Annotated in this window: 14 protein-coding genes, 1 tRNA gene and 1 riboswitch; of the genes, 9 read left to right on the top strand and 6 right to left on the bottom strand. The window is 58.0% G+C overall.

The window, feature by feature from the left end:
• The first annotated feature begins 14 nt into the window (after nucleotides 1-14).
• Nucleotides 15-1,277 carry a DUF945 family protein gene (locus tag BN1117_RS04605; RefSeq protein WP_040095211.1) on the top strand — a complete coding sequence of 421 codons (1,263 nt, stop codon included), beginning with the start codon at nucleotides 15-17 and terminating at the stop codon, nucleotides 1,275-1,277.
• A gap of 80 nt (nucleotides 1,278-1,357) precedes the next feature.
• On the opposite strand, the gene purU is transcribed toward BN1117_RS04605, so the two are convergent.
• Nucleotides 1,358-2,194 (bottom strand): formyltetrahydrofolate deformylase, encoded by an 837-nt coding sequence (gene purU / locus BN1117_RS04600; RefSeq protein ID WP_040095210.1) that lies wholly within the window; start codon nucleotides 2,192-2,194, stop codon nucleotides 1,358-1,360.
• 258 nt (nucleotides 2,195-2,452) lie between these two features.
• A riboswitch (FMN riboswitch) is annotated at nucleotides 2,453-2,609 on the top strand.
• 103 nt (nucleotides 2,610-2,712) lie between these two features.
• Here purU and ribB point away from each other — a divergent pair.
• Together ribB and BN1117_RS04590 are read left to right on the top strand one after the other, a co-directional pair.
• The gene (ribB, locus tag BN1117_RS04595) at nucleotides 2,713-3,366 is read left to right on the top strand and encodes a 3,4-dihydroxy-2-butanone-4-phosphate synthase (RefSeq protein ID WP_040095382.1); all 654 of its coding nucleotides are present in this window, start codon (nucleotides 2,713-2,715) and stop codon (nucleotides 3,364-3,366) included.
• Between the two features lie 226 nt (nucleotides 3,367-3,592).
• Nucleotides 3,593-3,835 (top strand): Lpp/OprI family alanine-zipper lipoprotein, encoded by a 243-nt coding sequence (locus tag BN1117_RS04590; RefSeq protein ID WP_005334342.1) that lies wholly within the window; start codon nucleotides 3,593-3,595, stop codon nucleotides 3,833-3,835.
• A gap of 156 nt (nucleotides 3,836-3,991) precedes the next feature.
• Here BN1117_RS04590 and BN1117_RS04585 read toward each other — a convergent pair whose 3' ends face one another.
• On the bottom strand, nucleotides 3,992-4,840 hold the full coding sequence (locus BN1117_RS04585) for a tetratricopeptide repeat protein (RefSeq protein ID WP_040095208.1): 849 nt from the start codon (nucleotides 4,838-4,840) through the stop codon (nucleotides 3,992-3,994).
• The gene (locus tag BN1117_RS04580) at nucleotides 4,837-5,559 is read right to left on the bottom strand and encodes a 4'-phosphopantetheinyl transferase superfamily protein (protein ID WP_040095207.1); all 723 of its coding nucleotides are present in this window, start codon (nucleotides 5,557-5,559) and stop codon (nucleotides 4,837-4,839) included. The genes BN1117_RS04585 and BN1117_RS04580 overlap by 4 nt, the downstream gene beginning before the upstream one ends.
• Nucleotides 5,560-5,833: 274 nt before the next feature.
• Here BN1117_RS04580 and BN1117_RS04575 point away from each other — a divergent pair, with 274 nt between their 5' ends.
• From BN1117_RS04575 to BN1117_RS04560, 4 genes are all read left to right on the top strand, one after another.
• Nucleotides 5,834-6,322 carry a C40 family peptidase gene (locus tag BN1117_RS04575; protein WP_040095205.1) on the top strand — a complete coding sequence of 163 codons (489 nt, stop codon included), beginning with the start codon at nucleotides 5,834-5,836 and terminating at the stop codon, nucleotides 6,320-6,322.
• 148 nt (nucleotides 6,323-6,470) lie between these two features.
• Nucleotides 6,471-7,442 (top strand): 23S rRNA (adenine(1618)-N(6))-methyltransferase RlmF, encoded by a 972-nt coding sequence (gene rlmF, locus BN1117_RS04570; protein WP_040095203.1) that lies wholly within the window; start codon nucleotides 6,471-6,473, stop codon nucleotides 7,440-7,442.
• A 246-nt stretch (nucleotides 7,443-7,688) separates the two neighbouring features.
• Nucleotides 7,689-8,414, top strand: coding sequence for a MaoC family dehydratase (locus BN1117_RS04565; RefSeq protein ID WP_040095201.1), 726 nt, complete (start codon nucleotides 7,689-7,691; stop codon nucleotides 8,412-8,414).
• Between the two features lie 226 nt (nucleotides 8,415-8,640).
• On the top strand, nucleotides 8,641-10,056 hold the full coding sequence (locus BN1117_RS04560) for an SLC13 family permease (protein WP_040095199.1): 1,416 nt from the start codon (nucleotides 8,641-8,643) through the stop codon (nucleotides 10,054-10,056).
• Between the two features lie 87 nt (nucleotides 10,057-10,143).
• On the opposite strand, the gene BN1117_RS04555 is transcribed toward BN1117_RS04560, so the two are convergent.
• Nucleotides 10,144-11,130 carry a DUF481 domain-containing protein gene (locus tag BN1117_RS04555; protein WP_040095198.1) on the bottom strand — a complete coding sequence of 329 codons (987 nt, stop codon included), beginning with the start codon at nucleotides 11,128-11,130 and terminating at the stop codon, nucleotides 10,144-10,146.
• Between the two features lie 39 nt (nucleotides 11,131-11,169).
• Nucleotides 11,170-12,111, bottom strand: a complete 942-nt coding sequence (locus BN1117_RS04550; protein WP_052441412.1) for a L,D-transpeptidase family protein — start codon at nucleotides 12,109-12,111, stop codon at nucleotides 11,170-11,172.
• Between the two features lie 400 nt (nucleotides 12,112-12,511).
• On the opposite strand from BN1117_RS04550, the gene BN1117_RS04540 reads away from it, so the two are divergent.
• Together BN1117_RS04540 and BN1117_RS04535 are read left to right on the top strand one after the other, a co-directional pair.
• Nucleotides 12,512-12,601: transfer RNA gene (locus tag BN1117_RS04540), tRNA-Ser, on the top strand.
• A 494-nt stretch (nucleotides 12,602-13,095) separates the two neighbouring features.
• Nucleotides 13,096-16,971: a DEAD/DEAH box helicase gene (locus BN1117_RS04535; protein ID WP_040095193.1), complete on the top strand. Its 3,876-nt coding sequence runs from the start codon at nucleotides 13,096-13,098 to the stop codon at nucleotides 16,969-16,971.
• Between the two features lie 171 nt (nucleotides 16,972-17,142).
• Here the strand turns inward: BN1117_RS04535 and BN1117_RS04530 are convergent, their stop codons facing one another.
• A complete protein-coding gene (locus BN1117_RS04530) occupies nucleotides 17,143-18,036 on the bottom strand; it encodes a DNA replication terminus site-binding protein (RefSeq protein ID WP_040095191.1) in 894 nt (297 codons plus the stop codon).
• Between the last annotated feature and the right edge of the window lie 131 nt (nucleotides 18,037-18,167).

The raw sequence follows: 18,167 nt of genomic DNA, 5'->3' as shown, positions 1-18,167 counted from the left end.
AGACACATGGATATATGAAAAAGATAGTGGCCCTCGCCGTGGGTACGGCACTGGTTGGTGGTGGTCTGGCTGCGTGCTGGTACACGGGCAGCAGTTTCGACAACATCATGGCGGAGCAGATGGCCAGGGTGGAGCATGAAACTGGCATCGACATGCAGTGGTTGCCAGGCAGTAGTAACCTCTTTACCCGTGACGGTATTCTGAAGGTGGTGATCACCCCCGAGGGCCTGGCCTCCATCGATAGTGGGCTGGCCGGGAGTCAGCCCATCGAGTTACAACTGGTAGTCAAGAGCCAGATCCTGCCGCTTTATATCAAGAGCCAGGTGCTGCTCGATACCCACAGTGGCACCCTGGCACCGGTCTTTTTGGCGCTGGGGATGGAGCAGTGGCAACTTGGTCTGGAGTCGGCTACCAGCCTTTGGACCCAGGCCAATAGCAGCCGTTTTTGGGCTAATGAATTCAAGGTACAACAAGGACTGGGCGAGTTCAGCTTCCTGCCGTTGAAAGGTGAATACCATGGCAATCTGGAGGGAAGTGGCCACCTCACCATGACCTGGCAGGGGATGACGGTCCATGAAGAGCAGAGCAAGATGGACTTGGTGCTAGCCGATTTGAAAGGGAGCGCCGATATCGCCGAGATCAACGGCGTGCTTCTCTCGCCTCAGAGCGAGATGACCCTATCCGCTCTTACCCTGCAACTACCTGACCGTGTCAAGGTCGCCCTGCAGGGGATGACCACCGAGACCCAACTGAGCGGTGATGATGCCCAGACCCTCTCCAGCCGCTATCAGATGAAGATTGCCAAGCTGGATCTGGAGAACGAGACCGACACCCTGGCTGTTACCGACAGCAAGCTGGCGCTCAACCTCAACGGTCTGGATCTGGAAGGGTATCAGGGGCTACAGGCCGCCGGTGGCAAGGGAGTTGAAGATGCTGCCATCCAGCAGGCGCTGGACAAGATGCTCAAACGTGGTGCGACCCTTGAGTTGGCCGATCTCAGTGCCAAGCTCAACGGTGAGGCGGTGACCATGAAAGGAGATATCAAGCTGGCATCGACCTCACTGGAGCAACTGTTTAACAGTGATGAGGGGATGCAGGCATTGAGCGGTCAGCTACAGACCACCCTGAGTGGCCAGCTGGGCAAGGCGGTCCCACAATTGGAACCCGTCATTGAGCAACTAACGTTGATGGGATATCTGAAAGTAGACAAGCAAGCACTGATTTCCCACCTGAAGTTGGATAAGGGGGTGGTCACTGTAAACGATCACCCGCTGTGATACGAAATGACAGAAACAACAACGGCTCCCGCGGGAGCCGTTGTTGTTTCTGGTCTGTTGATGTGTGCAGCGTGGATGGATTACTTGAAGACCACCGTCTTGTTGCCGTAGACGAACACCCGTTCGTTCAACACCAGCTCCAGCGCGCGGCTCAGCACCGATTTCTCGACATCACGACCCGCTTTTGCCATCGCATCGGCACTGAAAGTGTGGTCAACATGGATCACGTCCTGCTCGACAATGGGACCTTCGTCCAGATCGTCGGTGACGAAGTGGGCGGTAGCACCGATCAGCTTGACCCCGCGATCGAACGCCTGCCGGTAGGGGCGGGCACCGATGAAGGCGGGCAGGAAGGAGTGGTGAATGTTGAGGATCTTGCGCGGATAGGCCTCGACGAAGCTCGGGGTCAGCACCCGCATGTACTTGGCCAGGATCACATAGTCAGGCTCATAGCTGTCGATAATGGCGCGTACCCGCTCTTCATGTTCGGTACGGCTCAGCTCATCGTGACTGACGCAGTGGAACGGAATATCAAACTTGCCGGTGAGCTCCGCCAGGGTGTCGTAGTTGCCGATCACCGCGACGATATCCATATCCAGCGCGCCCGCGTAGTTCTTCATCAAGATGTCGCCGAGGCAGTGGGTCTCCTTGGTCACCAGAATGACGATCCGCTTCTTGCCAGCCTTGACCAGACGGCGCTGGGCACCGATGGGAAGGGCATCGTCCAGATCCGCCAGCAGGGTCTCGTCGTTGAAGCGCCCCTCCAGCTCGGTACGCATAAAGAAGCGGCCATTCTCGTGATCCACAAACTCATCGTTCTTGATGATGTTGAGCTGGTGCTTGTAGCAGATGTTGGTGATCTTGGCGATGAGCCCTTTGGCATCCGGACAATCCGTGAGCAGTATTTTCTTTTCCATCTCTGTCATTTTCCGTTTGTGGTGTTGGCGCTGCTGTCTGCGCCGGCAGCGTTGTTCAGGCTCTTTTTTTCGCGCGCAGTTTGTGGTGTCGGGCACTATGCCATAAACCGATCCGCGCCATAAAGAAATTCGCCAATCACTGCATCTCGCGCTGGTGAGTGGGGGAAGAGCGCGATCCCGGGCGCAATGTTGCAACGCTTTTCAGCCTGCGGGGTATTTTGGCTGGTATCTGCAACCGTTTTTCTTTAGGCTGTCTGCGCTTATTCTCAGGGCGGGGTGCAATTCCCCACCGGCGGTATCCCGATTGACTCGGGGAGCCCGCGAGCGCCCGACTTGGCCGATTGCCGGGTCGGGGTCAGCAGATCCGGTGAAATGCCGGAGCCGACGGTGATAGTCCGGATGAAAGAGGATAAGACAGATATGGTGAGTTGGCTCTGCTGGGCTGGCCGCTGCATGCTTATTTCTGTCTGCCTTTCCATGCCCTGATTCTGGTCCTTTTCTTGTTTGGGAGCTTTACCATGAATCAGTCTCTACTCAGTGAATTCGGTGATCCAATTGCCCGTGTCGAAGCGGCCCTATCTGCCTTGCGTGCCGGAGGCGGTGTGTTGGTGGCCGACGATGAAGATCGGGAGAACGAGGGCGACCTCATTTTCGCAGCCGAATCCATGACCAATGAACAGATGGCGCTAATGATCCGCGAGTGCTCCGGCATCGTCTGCCTCTGCCTGCCTGATGAACGGGTGCGTCAGCTGGAACTGCCCATGATGGTGGAAGCTAACTCCAGCCACTACCAGACCGCCTTCACTGTGACCATCGAAGCGGCGCAAGGAGTAACGACCGGCGTCTCGGCGGCTGATCGCATCACCACTATCCGTGCGGCTATTGCCGACGGCGCCAAACCGGGTGATCTGCACCGCCCGGGTCATGTTTTTCCGCTGCGAGCACGTACCGGTGGGGTACTTACCCGTCGTGGTCACACCGAAGCAACGGTCGATCTGATGCAGCTGGCTGGTCTCAAACCGTTCGGGGTGTTGTGTGAACTGACTAAAGAAGATGGCTCGATGGCACGTCTGCCAGATCTGGTTGCGTTCGGTCGGCAGCACCGGATGCCAGTGCTGACCATCGAGGATCTGGTGCAATATCGTCAATTGTTGTCAGAACGTACTGCCTAAGCCTCATACGAAATTGTAATAAGACAAAAATTTGGTTAACCTTTGTCCGTGCTCTCACCTAGTGGCACTCATTTTTTAGATAGATTTGGACAAAAACTGTTCACTCAAAAAAAAATGAGGGTTTTAACGCATTTATCTGTGGTGGGGGCTATGCAAAGTATGATTTTTTTATGCCATAATCACGCCGCTTGCTAAACGTCTGGCGAGTTCAAGGGAGCTTTAAAAAATGAAAAAATTGTTGTTGGTAGGTGTTGTTGGTCTGTCCGCTCTGCTGGGCGGTTGTGCAAACACCAGCGAACTGGAAACTTCCGTTCAGAATCTGTCTAACAAAGTTGACCAGCTGGCTCAAGATGTTAGCGCAGTTCGTGCTGATCAGTCCAAGATCGCTGCTGATGTTGCCGAAGCCAAGCAAGAAGCTATGCGTGCTAACCAGCGCATCGACAACATGGCTACTTCCTACAAGAAGTAATCCATGCGAAAAAAATGGCGCAGTTATGCGCCATTTTTTTTTGCCTGAAATTCACCATATCTCCACTACTCCCACAGCACCTTCTTCGTACTTGACCCATGAGGTCATGCCGGTCTCCCGGCACTCCCCCATCATGACCAGCCAGTTCGATTCCGCTCAGTAGAGCAGACTATAGAGTTTGCGACGGTAGCTCTGTGCCGCCGGTGTGCTGCCCATGGTCGCCAGAATATCGAGATAGGTTTTTCTGGCATCGCCGAATGCCAAATCCTGCTTGAGGATCTCCAGCAGCAGTCCCAACGCCTCTTCCTGACGACCTGCCTGGTTGTATTGCACCGCCAGCTCCTGAGTCAGGGCAAAATCATCAGGCTGTTCTGCATGACGGGCTTCCAGCGCACGCAGCTCCGGGCTGTCTGCCGCTTGCAGGGCCAGCGCTAGCCGTGAGCTCAGGGTATGGAAGTGACCATCCTGCGCCACCATCGGGATGGTGCCGAGGCGCTCCTGCGCTTCCTCCAGCAGATTGAGGTCGAGCGCAGCTTGAATGAGCCACAGGCTGATGTCGTGGCGTTCAGGGGCCAGCTGGTGTGCCTTGGCCAGGTGGGCATAAGCGACGCTGGGCTGCTCGTCAGCCAGTGCCTGTTGCCCCTTGGCCAGCAACTCTTCCTCTTCTTTGGGGGCGAAGGCGGCGAAATACTGGCGCAGGGTGGCTTCATCCTGCGGCCCTTCGATGATCCCCTGTTCGTCAGGGCGCCCCTGATGGAACAGCACCAGCGCCGGCAGGGCGCGCAGGCCGAGCTGGCTGGCCAGCGGTTGCAACTGGGGATCGTTCATATCCACCTTGGCCAGGGTGACCTGCTCATTGGCGGGCCCAACCAGTGATTCGATCAGCGGTGTCATCCCCTGGCACTCCGGCATCTGCGGAGCATGGAAATAGATGACGACCGGCTTCTTCATGGACGCATCGATAAGTTCAGCGTGAAAATTCTGGGGAGTAATGTCGACGATCATGAGTTGGACTCTTCAGAAAGGGTGTTGAGTAACATGGGGTTAAGGGAGTGGCAATTCAAGCGCTCATCCAGCCGGTAAAAGGTCACGGGGGCTGCCGCCGCCGCGAGACTGAGCCAGCCGCTGGCAAAGGGCCAATCCTGTACCTGATAAGGGGTGTCATCGAGCCGGTTGTCGAGTCGCCATCCTTCATCCGGGATAAAGCGTACCTTCTCCAGCCCCGCCGCTATGCCGCCACCGTGGGCTTTCAGTACCGCCTCCTTGCGCGACCAGAGCCGGTAGAAGGCGCTCTCCTGCTCTTGAGCAGGCAGTGCGCAGAGCCACTCATATTCACTCTGTGTATAAAATCGGCGGGCCAGGGGGAGGGGATGATGCCGCCGTTTGCCCTGTTCGATATCCACCCCAAGCGGCCCCTGTGGGCAGAGCGCCAGCACCAGCCAGCTGCCACTGTGGCTCAGATTGAACTGCCAAGCATCATCATGCAGTCGGGGCTTGCCGTGGGGACCGTTGCAAAATTGCAGATTGGTGGCGGGTTGCTGCAGCCGCTCAGCCAATAGCTGGCGCAGCAGGGCGCGGCTCACCAGATATTCCTGACGCCGCTCTGAATGGGTCATGGTTTGCCAGATATGCAGCTCATCGGTTGACAGCCATAGAGGCAATTGAGCAAGCCGTTCCTGAGATACCCTGGCTGGCTGCAACAAAAAAAGCTCGGTTTCGGTCATCATTTTTCACTTTAAAAAGGCGCTGAAGCAGGGATAAAAGCTAGCTATCTGTGAGGCTAAGGGCTCTTTTTGCGATTGTGTATTGTTTGGGCATGATCACATTAATTATGAAAAATCGTGCATTTCCTTGCAAAAAAGTGAGCTTGATAGGGATTTTCACTTGCCTCGATAGAATTCTTGGATATAGTCGGGTGCTGTTGCCTTATAAATTGCCCTCTGGGGCCGTATTTTAACAAATTTACTATTTAGCGGGGATAAAGGATTGCGCCACCTGATGCTACTGCTGGTCGCGCTCGGAATGGTGGGTTGTGCCTCGGCACCCCAACCCGAGGTTGCGAGCAAGATCGAAGTTTCCATGGTTGAACCTGTGATCGAACCTGAAGCTTCCCAGACACCGGATGTGAATGAAATCCTGACTGTATATAAAGAGTGGCGTGGTGTGCCCTACCGGATGGGTGGCATCAGTCAGCGCGGCATCGATTGTTCCGCCTTTGCCCGTGAAGTATTCCGCAATGCCGTCGGTGTCGAATTACCCCGCGATACCCGCTCTCAAGTCCATGAAGGGACGCGCGTTTCCAAGCAGGAGCTGGTCGAGGGTGACCTGGTCTTCTTCAAAATCAATGCTCGCCTGAACCACGTTGGTATCTATGTCGGCAATGGCGAATTCATCCATGCCTCGACCCGCGCCGGTGTGACGCGCTCCAAGCTGGACAGCCAATACTGGCGCAACAAGTTCTGGCAAGCTCGCCGGATCGATATCTGAGTCAGGCTGGACAAACGGCTCGCAGTACGGACTGTTTTTCCAACCTCACTTGAACCGGGCTCGATAGCCCGGTTTTTTGTTGCCCTCGTTTAGACTTTCCCGAGTCAAATCACTATAGTGTGGGCCCGTTTTCTTCGGCAGGCTCAGCATGAAACCCCGCACCCCATCAGCCAGTGGCCCCCAGTCGGGCGACCGCAAATCCGGACTTCACTCCCGTAATCGCCATCAGGCGGGTTACGACTTTGAGGCGCTCTGCCTGCGAACTCCCGAATTGGCAGCTCACGTCTTTATCAATGACTACGGCATCCGCACCATCGATTTTGCCAATCCCGATGCAGTGAAGACCCTCAATCGCGCCTTGCTGGCCCATCACTACGGAATTGCTCACTGGGACTTGCCTGCCGGTTACCTCTGCCCACCCATCCCGGGACGGGTGGACTACCTGCACCGGGTGGCCGACCTGTTGGCCGAGAGCGCAGGCCAGCTCCCTACCGGCAAGGGGGTGAGGGTGCTGGATGTCGGGGTGGGGGCAAACTGTATCTATCCGCTGCTGGGTGCCCGCGAATATGGCTGGCGTTTTGTGGGGTCAGATATCGATCCGGTCTCGGTCAAGGCGGCCACCCTGCTGGCCAGGAGCAACGGACTCGGCAACCAGATTGAGTGTCGTCTGCAGGGTAACCCCAACCATATGTTTCGCGGCATCATAGGGCCGAAGGATCGCTTCGCTCTGACGCTGTGCAATCCGCCGTTCCATGCATCGCTGGAGGAGGCGAGCAAGGGGACGGAGCGCAAGCTGCGCAACCTGGGCAAGGAGGTGACAGGCGTACCTGTGCTCAACTTCGGCGGGCAGAAGGCTGAGCTGTGGTGCGAAGGGGGCGAGGCGGCATTTCTGGCCAGCATGATTGCCCAGAGTAAGGAGTTTGCCACTCAGTGCCTCTGGTTCAGCTCGCTGGTGTCGAAAAAAGAGAACCTGCCGGGGGCAAAAAAGGCGTTGAGCCGGGTGGGAGCCCGTCAGGTACGGGTGATCGACATGGCGCAGGGCAACAAGGTGAGCCGGATCCTCGCCTGGTCCTTTTTGGATGAAGAGGGACTGCGTAGCGGCTGGTCGAGCGTGCGCTGACCCCCTACCATAAGGCCCGATGAGGGCCTTTTTTCATGATGAGCCCCGTGAATTTCCCCTACTGGCCGACATCTTTGGCAATCGATTTCCTCATTGGCAGATCGTGCTGGTTTGCATGGTGTAAGTAGTTACTTGCGCCTTGGTACAGCTGTACGCCGAGATTTTTTTGCACTTACAGCTGAAACTTTAATAAAATAGGACTGGTTAGACCTCTTTACAGGCATTGAATCAAATAGGGATCGGTAGATGAAAGTTGTCGATTTTCTGAAGCGCAAGCGCGAAATTCTGGCGCAGCACCCCTTTGAGCTCAAGGATTGGCTCTCTCCGGCTATCCGCGACTACTGGCGTGAATTTCAGCAAAAGGCACATCTTCATCCCTTGTTGGGACGTGTGCTGGACCTGCAAGCTGAGTCTTTGAACCAACAGCAACAGGGTGCAGCCACTGTGGCACAAGTTGCGAACGGTCAGCCTAATGTGGATCCGCAACCAGTGGTGACACTGGAAGGTGAGGCTGCAGAGCTTTATGCCACTTTGCAGCCCCGCATCGGTGAAGAGACCCATGTGGGCGAATGGCTTCATGTCAGCCAGCAGATGATCGATCAGTTTGCAGCGGTAACTGGTGATCATCAGTGGATCCATACCAACCCTGAGCGTGCGGCCACCGAGTCGCCCTTCAAGACCACCATCGCCCACGGCTTCCTGACCCTGGCGCTGCTGCCGCAGTTGACCGGCTCGGTCGATGAGGCCACTCCCGAGTTTCCGACTGCCCGCATGGTGGTGAACTTCGGGCTGGATCAGGTGCGCTTCCCTTACCCCATCAAGGTGGACAGCAATATCCGCGCGCGCACCAAGCTGGCTCGGGTCACCCCCATCAAGGGCGGACTTGAGCTGCTCAAAGAGATCAAAGTAGAGATCGAAGGGGTCCGCCGCCCGGGCTGTGTCATCGAATCAGTGACCCGCATCTATTTCTGAGCCTCCTTATCGATATAGACAGGAAAATGGGCCCGCTTCGGCGGGCCTGTTTTTTACCAGGGAGGACGCTGGGTAACGGAGGGGATCCTGCCGGGCGCGAGCATGATATGACTCACAAAACGGTATTAGCTGCAGTTAGCCAGCTCTCATTTCGATGAGATAGCGCGCCGGAGCAATAGCTCTATATGTCACTATTGGCACCTTACTCCCGATCCTGGAGACGATAGTGCCTATCAATCACAAGATTATTCTGCCATTGCTGCTGAGCCTCATCATCCTGTTGATGCCGACCCACTGGATCCCGCTTGAGGGGATCACCGTCATCGAGCAGCGGGTCGTGGCCATTTTTGTGCTGGCCGCCCTCTGCTGGATCATGGAGCCCATTCCTATCTTCGCCACCTCGGTGCTGATCATCGTGCTGGAGCTGCTGCTGCTCTCCGACAAGGGGCTCTGGTTCATGACTGCCGGCAAGGGCGAACCGGGCTTTGGTGATCTGCTCAAGTCCACCGAGGTGATGGCGACCTTTGCCTCCCCAGTTATCATGCTGTTTCTCGGTGGCTTTTTCCTCGCCATTGCGGCGACCAAGTACCATCTGGACGTCAATCTGGCGCGGGTGCTGCTGCGCCCGTTCGGCCAAGACCCCAGAATCGTCATGCTGGGACTGATGCTGATAACCGCGATCTTCTCCATGTTTATGAGTAATACCGCGACCACCGCTATGATGTTGGCTATTTTGAGCCCTGTTTTGGCAGCATTCCCTGACAAGGATCCGGCAAAAATAGGATTTGTACTTGCCATCCCGTTGGCGGCCAACCTCGGCGGGATCGGTACCCCTATCGGCACGCCACCCAACGCGGTGGCCCTCAAATACCTGACCGGTGAGCATGCCATCTCGTTCGGCCAATGGATGGGATTCGCGGTGCCGTTTGTGATGCTGCTGTTATTGCTCGGCTGGTTTCTATTGGGGCGTTTTTTCCCGAGTCCTCTCAAACGCATCGACCTCAAGATTGAGGGACGATTTATGCAAACGCCCCGTGCCTGGGTTGTCTACTGCACGTTCATCACGACCATAGTGCTCTGGCTACTGGGGGATATCCATGGCATGAGCTCCTATGTGGTTGCCCTGATCCCGGTGGCGGTATTTCTGACCACTGGCATCATCACCAAGGAGGATCTGCACAGGATCTCCCTCGATGTGCTTTGGTTGGTCTCGGGCGGTATCGCGCTGGGGCTGGCACTGGAAGACTCAGGTCTGGCGGAGCGGCTCATTACCCATATTCCGTTCCACGAGTACTCCACATTGGCGGTGTTGGTGGGCGCCTGTTTGTTGGCGGTGGTGATGGCGAACTTTATGTCCAATACGGCGACGGCCAACCTGCTGTTGCCACTGGTGGCGGCGTTGGCGGTCAGCATGCCGGAGCTGGCCGAGTGGGGCGGCAGTCACACCCTGATCCTGGCGGTCACCATTTCGGTTTCGCTCGGGATGTCGCTGCCCATTAGTACCCCGCCCAATGCGCTGGCCCACGCCACCGGTCTGGTGGATAGCCGCCAGATGGTACGTATCGGGGTCATCATGGGATTGGTCGGTACCTTGCTGGCGATGGTGTGGATCTATCAGCTTGCCGCTTGGGGGCTGATCTGAATCAGCGGATGATTATGCGCATCATCTTTTCGCATGGTGCAATACCAGAAGGGGCTGCCAGGCCCCTTTTCTGTCGCTCCCGCCAGTTTAGAAACTGGCTCCCATACTGAGCAGATGCCGGAATTCACTTTCTTTATACGTCTGCGGCTGGCCGGAATAATTATCTGCCCCCCCCAGCCACTCCATTTCACTTAACCAGGAAATGCGCAAGTGATCATTGAAGTAGTAGCGCAGACCCAAGCTGGCATTGACCTCAAGATCACGCGTAATGTAAGGGGAGGGTTGGTCCAGATATCTCAGATAACGTCCCTGACTGAAAAGCTCCAGTTTTTCCTTCCAGAACGAGAAGGGTTGGCGGTAATCCCAGTTCAAACTGGCAAAGGGATAGTCAATTATCCGCTTGCCTTCAAAGAGCACACCTATTTCGCTTTCTTTACGGAAATAGGTTTTACGTACTCCTCCCTGAGCCATAAGTTCCAGACGCCGGCGCTTTTCATTCCAGAAACGATAACCCGGACCAGAACCGTAATCGAGTTGGAGGTAGTTGACGGCTAGCATGTCATATTCGGCATTGAGAGCGCTGCGAACGAACCATTTTTCATTGAAAAAATAGTCGAGTGTCGGATTGAGCTTGTAGTCGTGACTATTGGTGATATTGTCCGACGTTTCATAGGTGTACTCCCCGGACAGGCTATAACGCCAGTCGAGATTGGCGACTTCGGTCTGACCTTTGAAGTTCACATTGTTAGTGTTTTTATCTCTGTGCTTGAGCTTGATATTGAGGTCTCCACTGCCACCCCAAAGCCATGTATTGGGGGTATTTTGCTCAGCCTTGAAGAGGTTAATACCTCCCTTTGCTGTTACCTTGGGGGGATCCTGCTTGTCCAGGCGCCAGCGTTTGATTGAATCTCGCTTGATAGTGACACTCTGGCTGTAGGGGAGGGTGATGCGAACCGACTCTGTGCTGACCTCTTCAATATTGCCGGTCAGACGATCGCCATTTTTCATCCAGAGAATGTCTTTTGCCCATAAGGGGCAAGTGATCAGCATAAGTATAAAAAACAGGTATTTCATGATTCGAGACAACTCCGGAGCCGCTCAGGCACTACAGATTTAGCCACTGATGGGGCGGGGCAGGCCGTTTTTGCTCTGTAGAGCGGCAGCAACTTCTGCCCGGGCGACCTCCTGGGCACTGATAAAGTGCTCTATGGCAGGTGATAGCACCAGAGGGGCTCCATTTGCAAGCTCCTCTTCGGTGCGCGAGAGCGGGGAGTGCACCTCCAGCCAACGACGGCCATCCGGTTCAAGGGCGACCTTGACCGGTTGGTTGATGACCCGCACCGGCGTGCCAACAGGCACCATCTTGAACAGGGCCTCGATATCGTCCGGTCGCAGCCGGATGCACCCTGCACTGACCCGCAGGCCCACGCCAAAATTCTGATTGGTACCATGGATCAGGTAGTCACGCTGGCCATAACCGAGTCGCATGGCAAACTTGCCAAGGGGGTTGTCCGGGCCGGGGGGGACCACCGCAGGTAGCGTGATCCCTTTTTGTTCAAGCCATGACTTGCGGACCATGGGGCCCGGCACCCAGCTTGGGTCGGGATTTTTCTCGATGATCGTCGTGGTCATCTCGGGGGTCTCGCGGCCGATATCGCCAATTCCGATGGGCAGCACGATGACTTCATTCTTCCCTTTGGGGAAGTAGTAGAGGCGCAGCTCGGGCAGATTGATGACAATCCCCTCGTGAGGTACATCGGGCAACAGCATCTGGGTGGGTAGTGTCAAACGCGTGCCTGGTTTGGGCAGATAGGGATCTACACCGGGATTTGCCTCAAGCAGGGCCAAAAATCCAATCTGGGTATGTTTGCCAACCAGCTCCAGGTGTTCATCCTGCTGGATGATGTAATCCTCCAGCTCACCGATGAGGCGACTACCGGCAGCTGGCAGCGGGTAGCGCTTGGCCTCTGCCGGCGCCGTACAGAGCAGGCTCGCTGCCAGTAGAAGGGAAAAGGCGGGGGTTATAGAGAGGGGCATGAGTTTTAGCAATCGCATCGGGGATCCATCAGTTCAATCAGGGCGGAACATCATCAACACAGCCGCCAGGATGGCGCGATTGTTCCTCAATCAGCCTATGATTACCAGCTTGCCGCACACCTGCAACGGTTTGAGTATCCATAGGCAACTAGCCAACTTTGGGCTCTCCCATAAGTTTGAGCGCCAACCTGGAAAAAGAGACGCCACATGACGGAGGGAGAATATCACGATATGGTTCATGACCGGATGTACGAGCGGGGGATGTTGGGTGGATGCAGGGCTATTATGCAAGGAGGCTTGGCAACGCGCACCGCGCGTGCCACTGTGTGAGTCTGTTCAGAGACTTGATTCAGTCATTTGATATCTAAGAAATTTTTATTGCATCCTTAGCCCAGCCTGAGTAAAACTCTCTCCTCACGGAGAGATGCCGGAGTGGCCGAACGGGATTGACTCGAAATCAATTGTGGCAGCAATGCCACCCAGGGTTCGAATCCCTGTCTCTCCGCCACATGCCAAGCCCAACCTGTTTAGCAGGTTGGGCTTTTTCACTTATTTATCATGGCCCGTTTGTGATTGGCGGTGTAGAGCCATCGTGAAGGCGCATGTCTGACGAGGGTTGACATGCTCGCTTTGTATGCAAAAAAGAGAGCTATTTCCGCGACCGGTACAGGGTGAACAAGGGGCTTGAGGAGTGGCTCATTTGGCGCGAGTTTATGGTCTCTTGCCGTTAAAAATTGAAACCGTTTTCAGAAATCATTTTCAACTGTGATCCGCTTCAAAGCTTTTTCGGGCGCCAACCTCTAGCATTGGCTCCACGAATTAGGGGCTAGCGCTCCCGATTTTCCCGCTGTGGGAGGTAACCGGATGATCCGGCTATTTCCTTCGTTACTTTCGACGGTCATCATGGATGGCCGTTTTTTTTTGAGTTATTTCACGGTAAAGGGTCGAGCCGCTGGCGCTTTACCGTTAAAATTCCGCTTTTGCACTTGCCCGTGAGTCTTGATGTCTGCGTCCACCCTCTCTTCGGATAGTTATGCCCTGCTTGCCACCCTGCAATTGCAGCGCGTTGCCAGTACCCGTTTGCTGCAAGAACAACTGGCGATAGGCCATGCCCTGATCGATAAACTGACCCGACTGCAGGATGCAGGGCTGGTCAGATTGCGCGGGGAGCAGCAGTGGAGCCTGACCGCCGAGGGGACGCTGGCGCTGATCCTGGGGGTGCGTGCCGGTCTTTGCCCGGCGCCGGACTGGAGCCGGGTGCCCTCCTTGACCGGGCAGGATCTTACCCATGCGGTGGTGCGCGAGCTCTGTCGCGGCAAAGCGGGGGAGGTGCCGACCTATTTCTCGGCCAGCGATCTGCTGACCCTGCTCGATACCCCGGACGCTCACCAGTTGCTGGCGGGCTCCAGCCCCGCCTGGCAGCAAATGTTGCTGGAGCACTTCTCGCTGCAACTCTTGCTCGATGCCCCCTATGAAGAGCGCTGGCCGCTGGCTAATGCGTTGGTGCGTTGCGCCCCCGAGGTGCAGGCCCGGGCCAAAGCGTTCGAAGCGGAGTGGCGCTGGCTCTGTGGGGATGGCGAGAGCACACCGCCAACCGGGGAGGGCAAGGATGCCGCCCCCGGCTGGCCAGCCCTGCAGGCGCTGGCCCAGCAGAGCCAGCGCGGCCCGCTTGGCGAGCGACTGCTCACCGCGCTGGGCCAGTGGCAGGCAACCGATGAGGGTGAAGCGGGCCAGTGGCCCCGTTCGTTCAGCGCTCTGCTCTGGCTTGGCTGGTTGCAGCAGGCCGATCCCGTTATCGCCAGCGAACAGCGCAAGAAGTGGCAGCGCAGTCTGACCGGCCAGTTCCCCTTGCTTGCCGACCTGCTCAGCCAGTGGGCGGGTGATCGCCACGGTCAGGCGGTCGGCCTGTTCGATACCCTGCAACTGCCGGTGGAGGAGCTCCACTGGGGCTATCTCTGGCTCGATCTCTGCGCGCTGGCCCGTCACGGTGCCCAGAGCCCGCAGGTGGCCATGTTGTACAAGTGGGATCTCTCCCATCTGCTCGATGCCGAGCCCCATCATCGTCTGATGGCGTTTTGTCAGGATCTGCTGCGCATCTTGTTGGGCGAGGCGGCCAAAGGGGCGCCTCTGTGCCAACTGCGCGGCAGTGAGGAGAGTGCGTCAGAGGGGAGTGAGCAGCAGGATGATGACGGGGAGGAGGACAAAACCGCAGCCTCTGCCAGCTGGCTCAACTGGCTGCAGGGGCTGGGACGCTCCAGTGGCGTGCGCAAACCGCAGGAGCGGCTGGTATGGCTGCTCCATGCTGACGGTCCCGAGCTGGAGTGCAAAATCCAGAAGTTGAGCACCAAGGGGGAGTGGACCGCTGGTCGCCGGGTCGATCCGGCCCTGCTCTCCACCCAGTATGCTGCCCTGCTTGATGAGCACGACTGGGCGTTGGTCCGCACCCTGCCACGGGTGATGGGAAGGCTGCCGCGGGATGTCTGGGCGCCGCTGGCCGATCATCCCCGTTTGTTCAACGCCAAGGGGCAAAAGCTGCAACTGGCCATCAGCGCCCCTCTGCTGCAGGTGGTTGCCACCGAACAGGGGATGAGTGCGCAGCTCTGCCCCGATGCGGCCGCCCGCGGGGCCCATATCATGCCGCTTGCGCAGGATCTGTGGCAGCTCATCCTCACCCCGCAGCCGCTGCTCGACCGCTTGCCAGCGCTCGAATCCATCCCGCTGCTGCCCGCCGAGGGGCTGGCCGAGCTGCAACGCACCCTGGACGCCATTCCCGAGCTGCCCTGGCACAGTCAGGTTGCAGGGCTTAGCGGCAACGCCGAACTGGCTCCCTGGCCGGGCATTCCTTCGGTGCAACTGGATTGGCAGGATGGTCAGCTGTCGGTCAAGCTGGTGACCCGCTTTGACGATCTGTCGCCCCAGCCCCTTGGCAAGGGGGAGGTCATCGTGCGGCAGGGGATCAAGGCGTACCACTACTGGCAGCGGGATCTCGCGGCTGAGAAGGTGCAGGCCCAGATCCTGCGCAATCAATTGCCCATCGGCCTGCCCGGCAGCGAGTGGTTGCTGCAGGGGGAACAGGCGCTGGCACTGGTCAATGCCTTGCCCGAGCTGGTGGATGCCGGTGTGGTTATTCACTGGCATCAGGACAGCGCTCGCCTCAAGAGCCTCGATGAAGCAGCCCTGAGCCTGCGCATCGAGCGGCGGCAGGACTGGTTCCAGGTCGAAGGGGCACTGGCGCTCGATGAGCACCAGATCCTCGACTTGCGCCTGATCCTGCGCCAGCTGACTCCGGGTCTGCGCACCGTTCAGCTCGACGAGAAGACCAGCCTGATGCTGAGCGACAAGCTGGTGGAGCGACTCACCATGCTGGGGGCCATGCTCGATGAAGAGCAGCGGATCAACCACAAGCTGGCCTATCCCCTGACCCGTCTGCTCTCGGTCATCACCACCGAAGGGGATGCGGCGTGGCAATCCCTGCAGCAGGAGTGGCAGCAGCAGGTCGAGTGCCCGGATGAGTTGCTCGCCGGACTGCGGGACTATCAGAAAGAGGGGGTACGCTGGCTGGCGACCCTGGCTCATCACGGTTTTGGCGCCTGTCTGGCCGATGATATGGGGCTGGGCAAGACGCTGCAGGCGCTTATCGTGCTGCGGATGCGTCAGCATCTTGGTCCGGCACTGGTGGTGGTGCCCAAGTCAGTGGTCACCAACTGGCAGGAGGAGGTGACCCGTTTCGCCCCAGAACTGGAGGTGGTGATCTTTGACAATCCCGCCGAGCGGGAGGGGATCATCCGTGAGGCCAAGGCCGGACAGGTGATCCTGGTCAACTACGGCATGCTCGGTAGTCTGGCACAGGCGCTCAAGTCCCGTCGCTGGCCCTCCATGGTGCTCGATGAGGCGCAGCAGATCAAAAATGCCGGCACCCAGCGCGCCAAACTGTTGTTCCAGCTGGAAGGGGATTTTCGCCTCGCCCTCTCCGGCACCCCCATCGAGAACCATCTGGGGGAGCTGTGGAGCCTCTTTACCTTTATCAACCCGGGGCTGCTCGGCAGCCTTGGCGAGTTCAAGCGTCGTTTTGGCAAGGCGGTCAAGGATCCCCAGCACATGGCGTTGCTGCGGGCGGTGATCAGCCCCTTCATCCTGCGCCGCCTCAAGCAGGAGGTGCTGACCGAGCTGCCGGACAAGACCGAGATCATTCACCACATCAGCCTCTCCCCCGAAGAGCGTCAGCTCTACGAGGCGACCCGGCGCGAAGTGGTACAGCAGGTGCAAAGCGCCGATGGCCGCGCCCTGATGCATGTGCTGAGCGGCCTGACCCGGCTGCGCCGCCTCTGCTGCTCGCCGGAGCTGGTGATGCCCGAGTGGTCGCAAACCAGCAGCAAGCTGGACGAGGCGATGGCCCTGCTGGAAGAGGCGATCGACGGTGGTCATCGGGTGCTGGTGTTCAGCCAGTTCGTCGATCTGCTGAGCCTGTTACGTGCCCGCATCGAGCAAAAATTCTGGGATTACTGCTATCTGGATGGGGGCTGCTCCGCCAAGTCCCGGCAGGACTCCATCCTGCGTTTTCGCCATGAGGAGGTGCCGCTGTTTCTTATCAGCCTCAAGGCAGGGGGCACCGGCCTCAACCTGACCCAGGCCGATACGGTGCTGCACCTCGATCCCTGGTGGAACCCGGCAGTGGAAGATCAGGCGAGCGATCGGGCTCACCGGATGGGCCAGACCCAGCCGGTGACCGTGTACCGACTGGTGTGCGAGCAGACGGTGGAGGAGAAGATTGTCGCCCTGCACGACGAGAAGCGGGCGCTGGCCGATGGCCTGCTGAGCGGCCAGTCCGAGGTGCGCGGGCTGGATGTGGAGAGCCTGCGGGCCCTGCTGATGGGCTGATTGGCGACGCCACCTTTCATACCGCTTATCGATACAGAAAAGGGGAGAGCATCCAGAGATGTTCTCCCCTTTCTTATTTGGGATGTAGATGCGGGATTCATCGTTTATTGCGGCAAGGCGGCGCAGTTATCCCTGATCCAGCGATCCCTTATCCAGACCTCCCTGAGCCACTTATCCCTGATAGAGATAGAGGTGCAGCCGCTCGATGATGGGCTCGCCGCCAATCTTGCGGTCTCGCCGCGCCTGCCGGCTCTTGGGAGGATAGTTGCCCAGATGGGTGACCGCGGGCGGGGTATCCGAGCAGAGCAGCAGGGGCAGGCTCGCCTTGATCTGCTGCTTGCGCGGGGTACGCTCCAACCAGAGCAGGTTGATCATCGGGTGGGTCTTGACCGGGCGGCGGATCCGCAGCTCGGCATCGGCGGGCAGGCGGCGAATGTCGTAGACCTCCTGATCCACCATCTTGCTCCACTCCTCGTTGTTGGAGAGGGCCGGTATATAGCGGCGGCTGCGCTCCAGCATCTCCAGTACCTGCTCGCGGCTGAGGCGATTGATGGTCTGTTTGTCGGCCCAGGTAAAGCCGAGGGATTGCAGCTCACCTGCCAACAGGGTCAGCTTGCGGTAGACCTGCAGGGTGATCACCCCGGGCAGGGCGGTATGTACCAGCTCGAACTTCTCGTCCCGCCCCCCCGCCTGCTGTACCAGCCCCTTGAAATCGAGCTTGTGCTGGTTGATTTGGTCGATCAGCGGTTGCAGCAAGGGGGCAGCGGCGGCAGGAAAGCGCAACCAGCCGGGCAGCCGGTGAGTCGCCTTGGTGGAGCAGCCGGGGCGGGCGCTGTGATCCCGATAGGCGGCGAGGGTGGCCGCCAGAGCTTCTTCACCGTTGAGGTAACCCACCTCAATCTGGCTGATGGGGTCGTGCTCTTCTCCCTGCGCAACTGGGGGGAGGGGATAGACATGGGCCTCCTGCAGCTCGAGTTGGCCAAGCAGATCGGCCAGCTGGTTGAGGGAGGTTTCAATGGCGGCCATCTGTTGACGCAGGGCGGCGGTCGGGGTAAAGGTGTCCATCGATGATCCTGTGGTTTCATCCGCCGCTGACAGCATAAACGATGGCGTCAGGGCAGGGGGATAAACTACTGTATAAATAACCATATCAGCATGCCGGTTGCGCGCCAAGGGGGGGGGGGGTGCGGGTCGTC

The organism is Aeromonas australiensis, assembly GCF_000819725.1.
In the GTDB taxonomy this organism is placed as follows: Bacteria; Pseudomonadota; Gammaproteobacteria; order Enterobacterales; family Aeromonadaceae; genus Aeromonas; species Aeromonas australiensis.
Note: the sequence above shows the minus strand (reverse complement) of the source record. Positions and strands in the feature narration are given on the sequence as shown.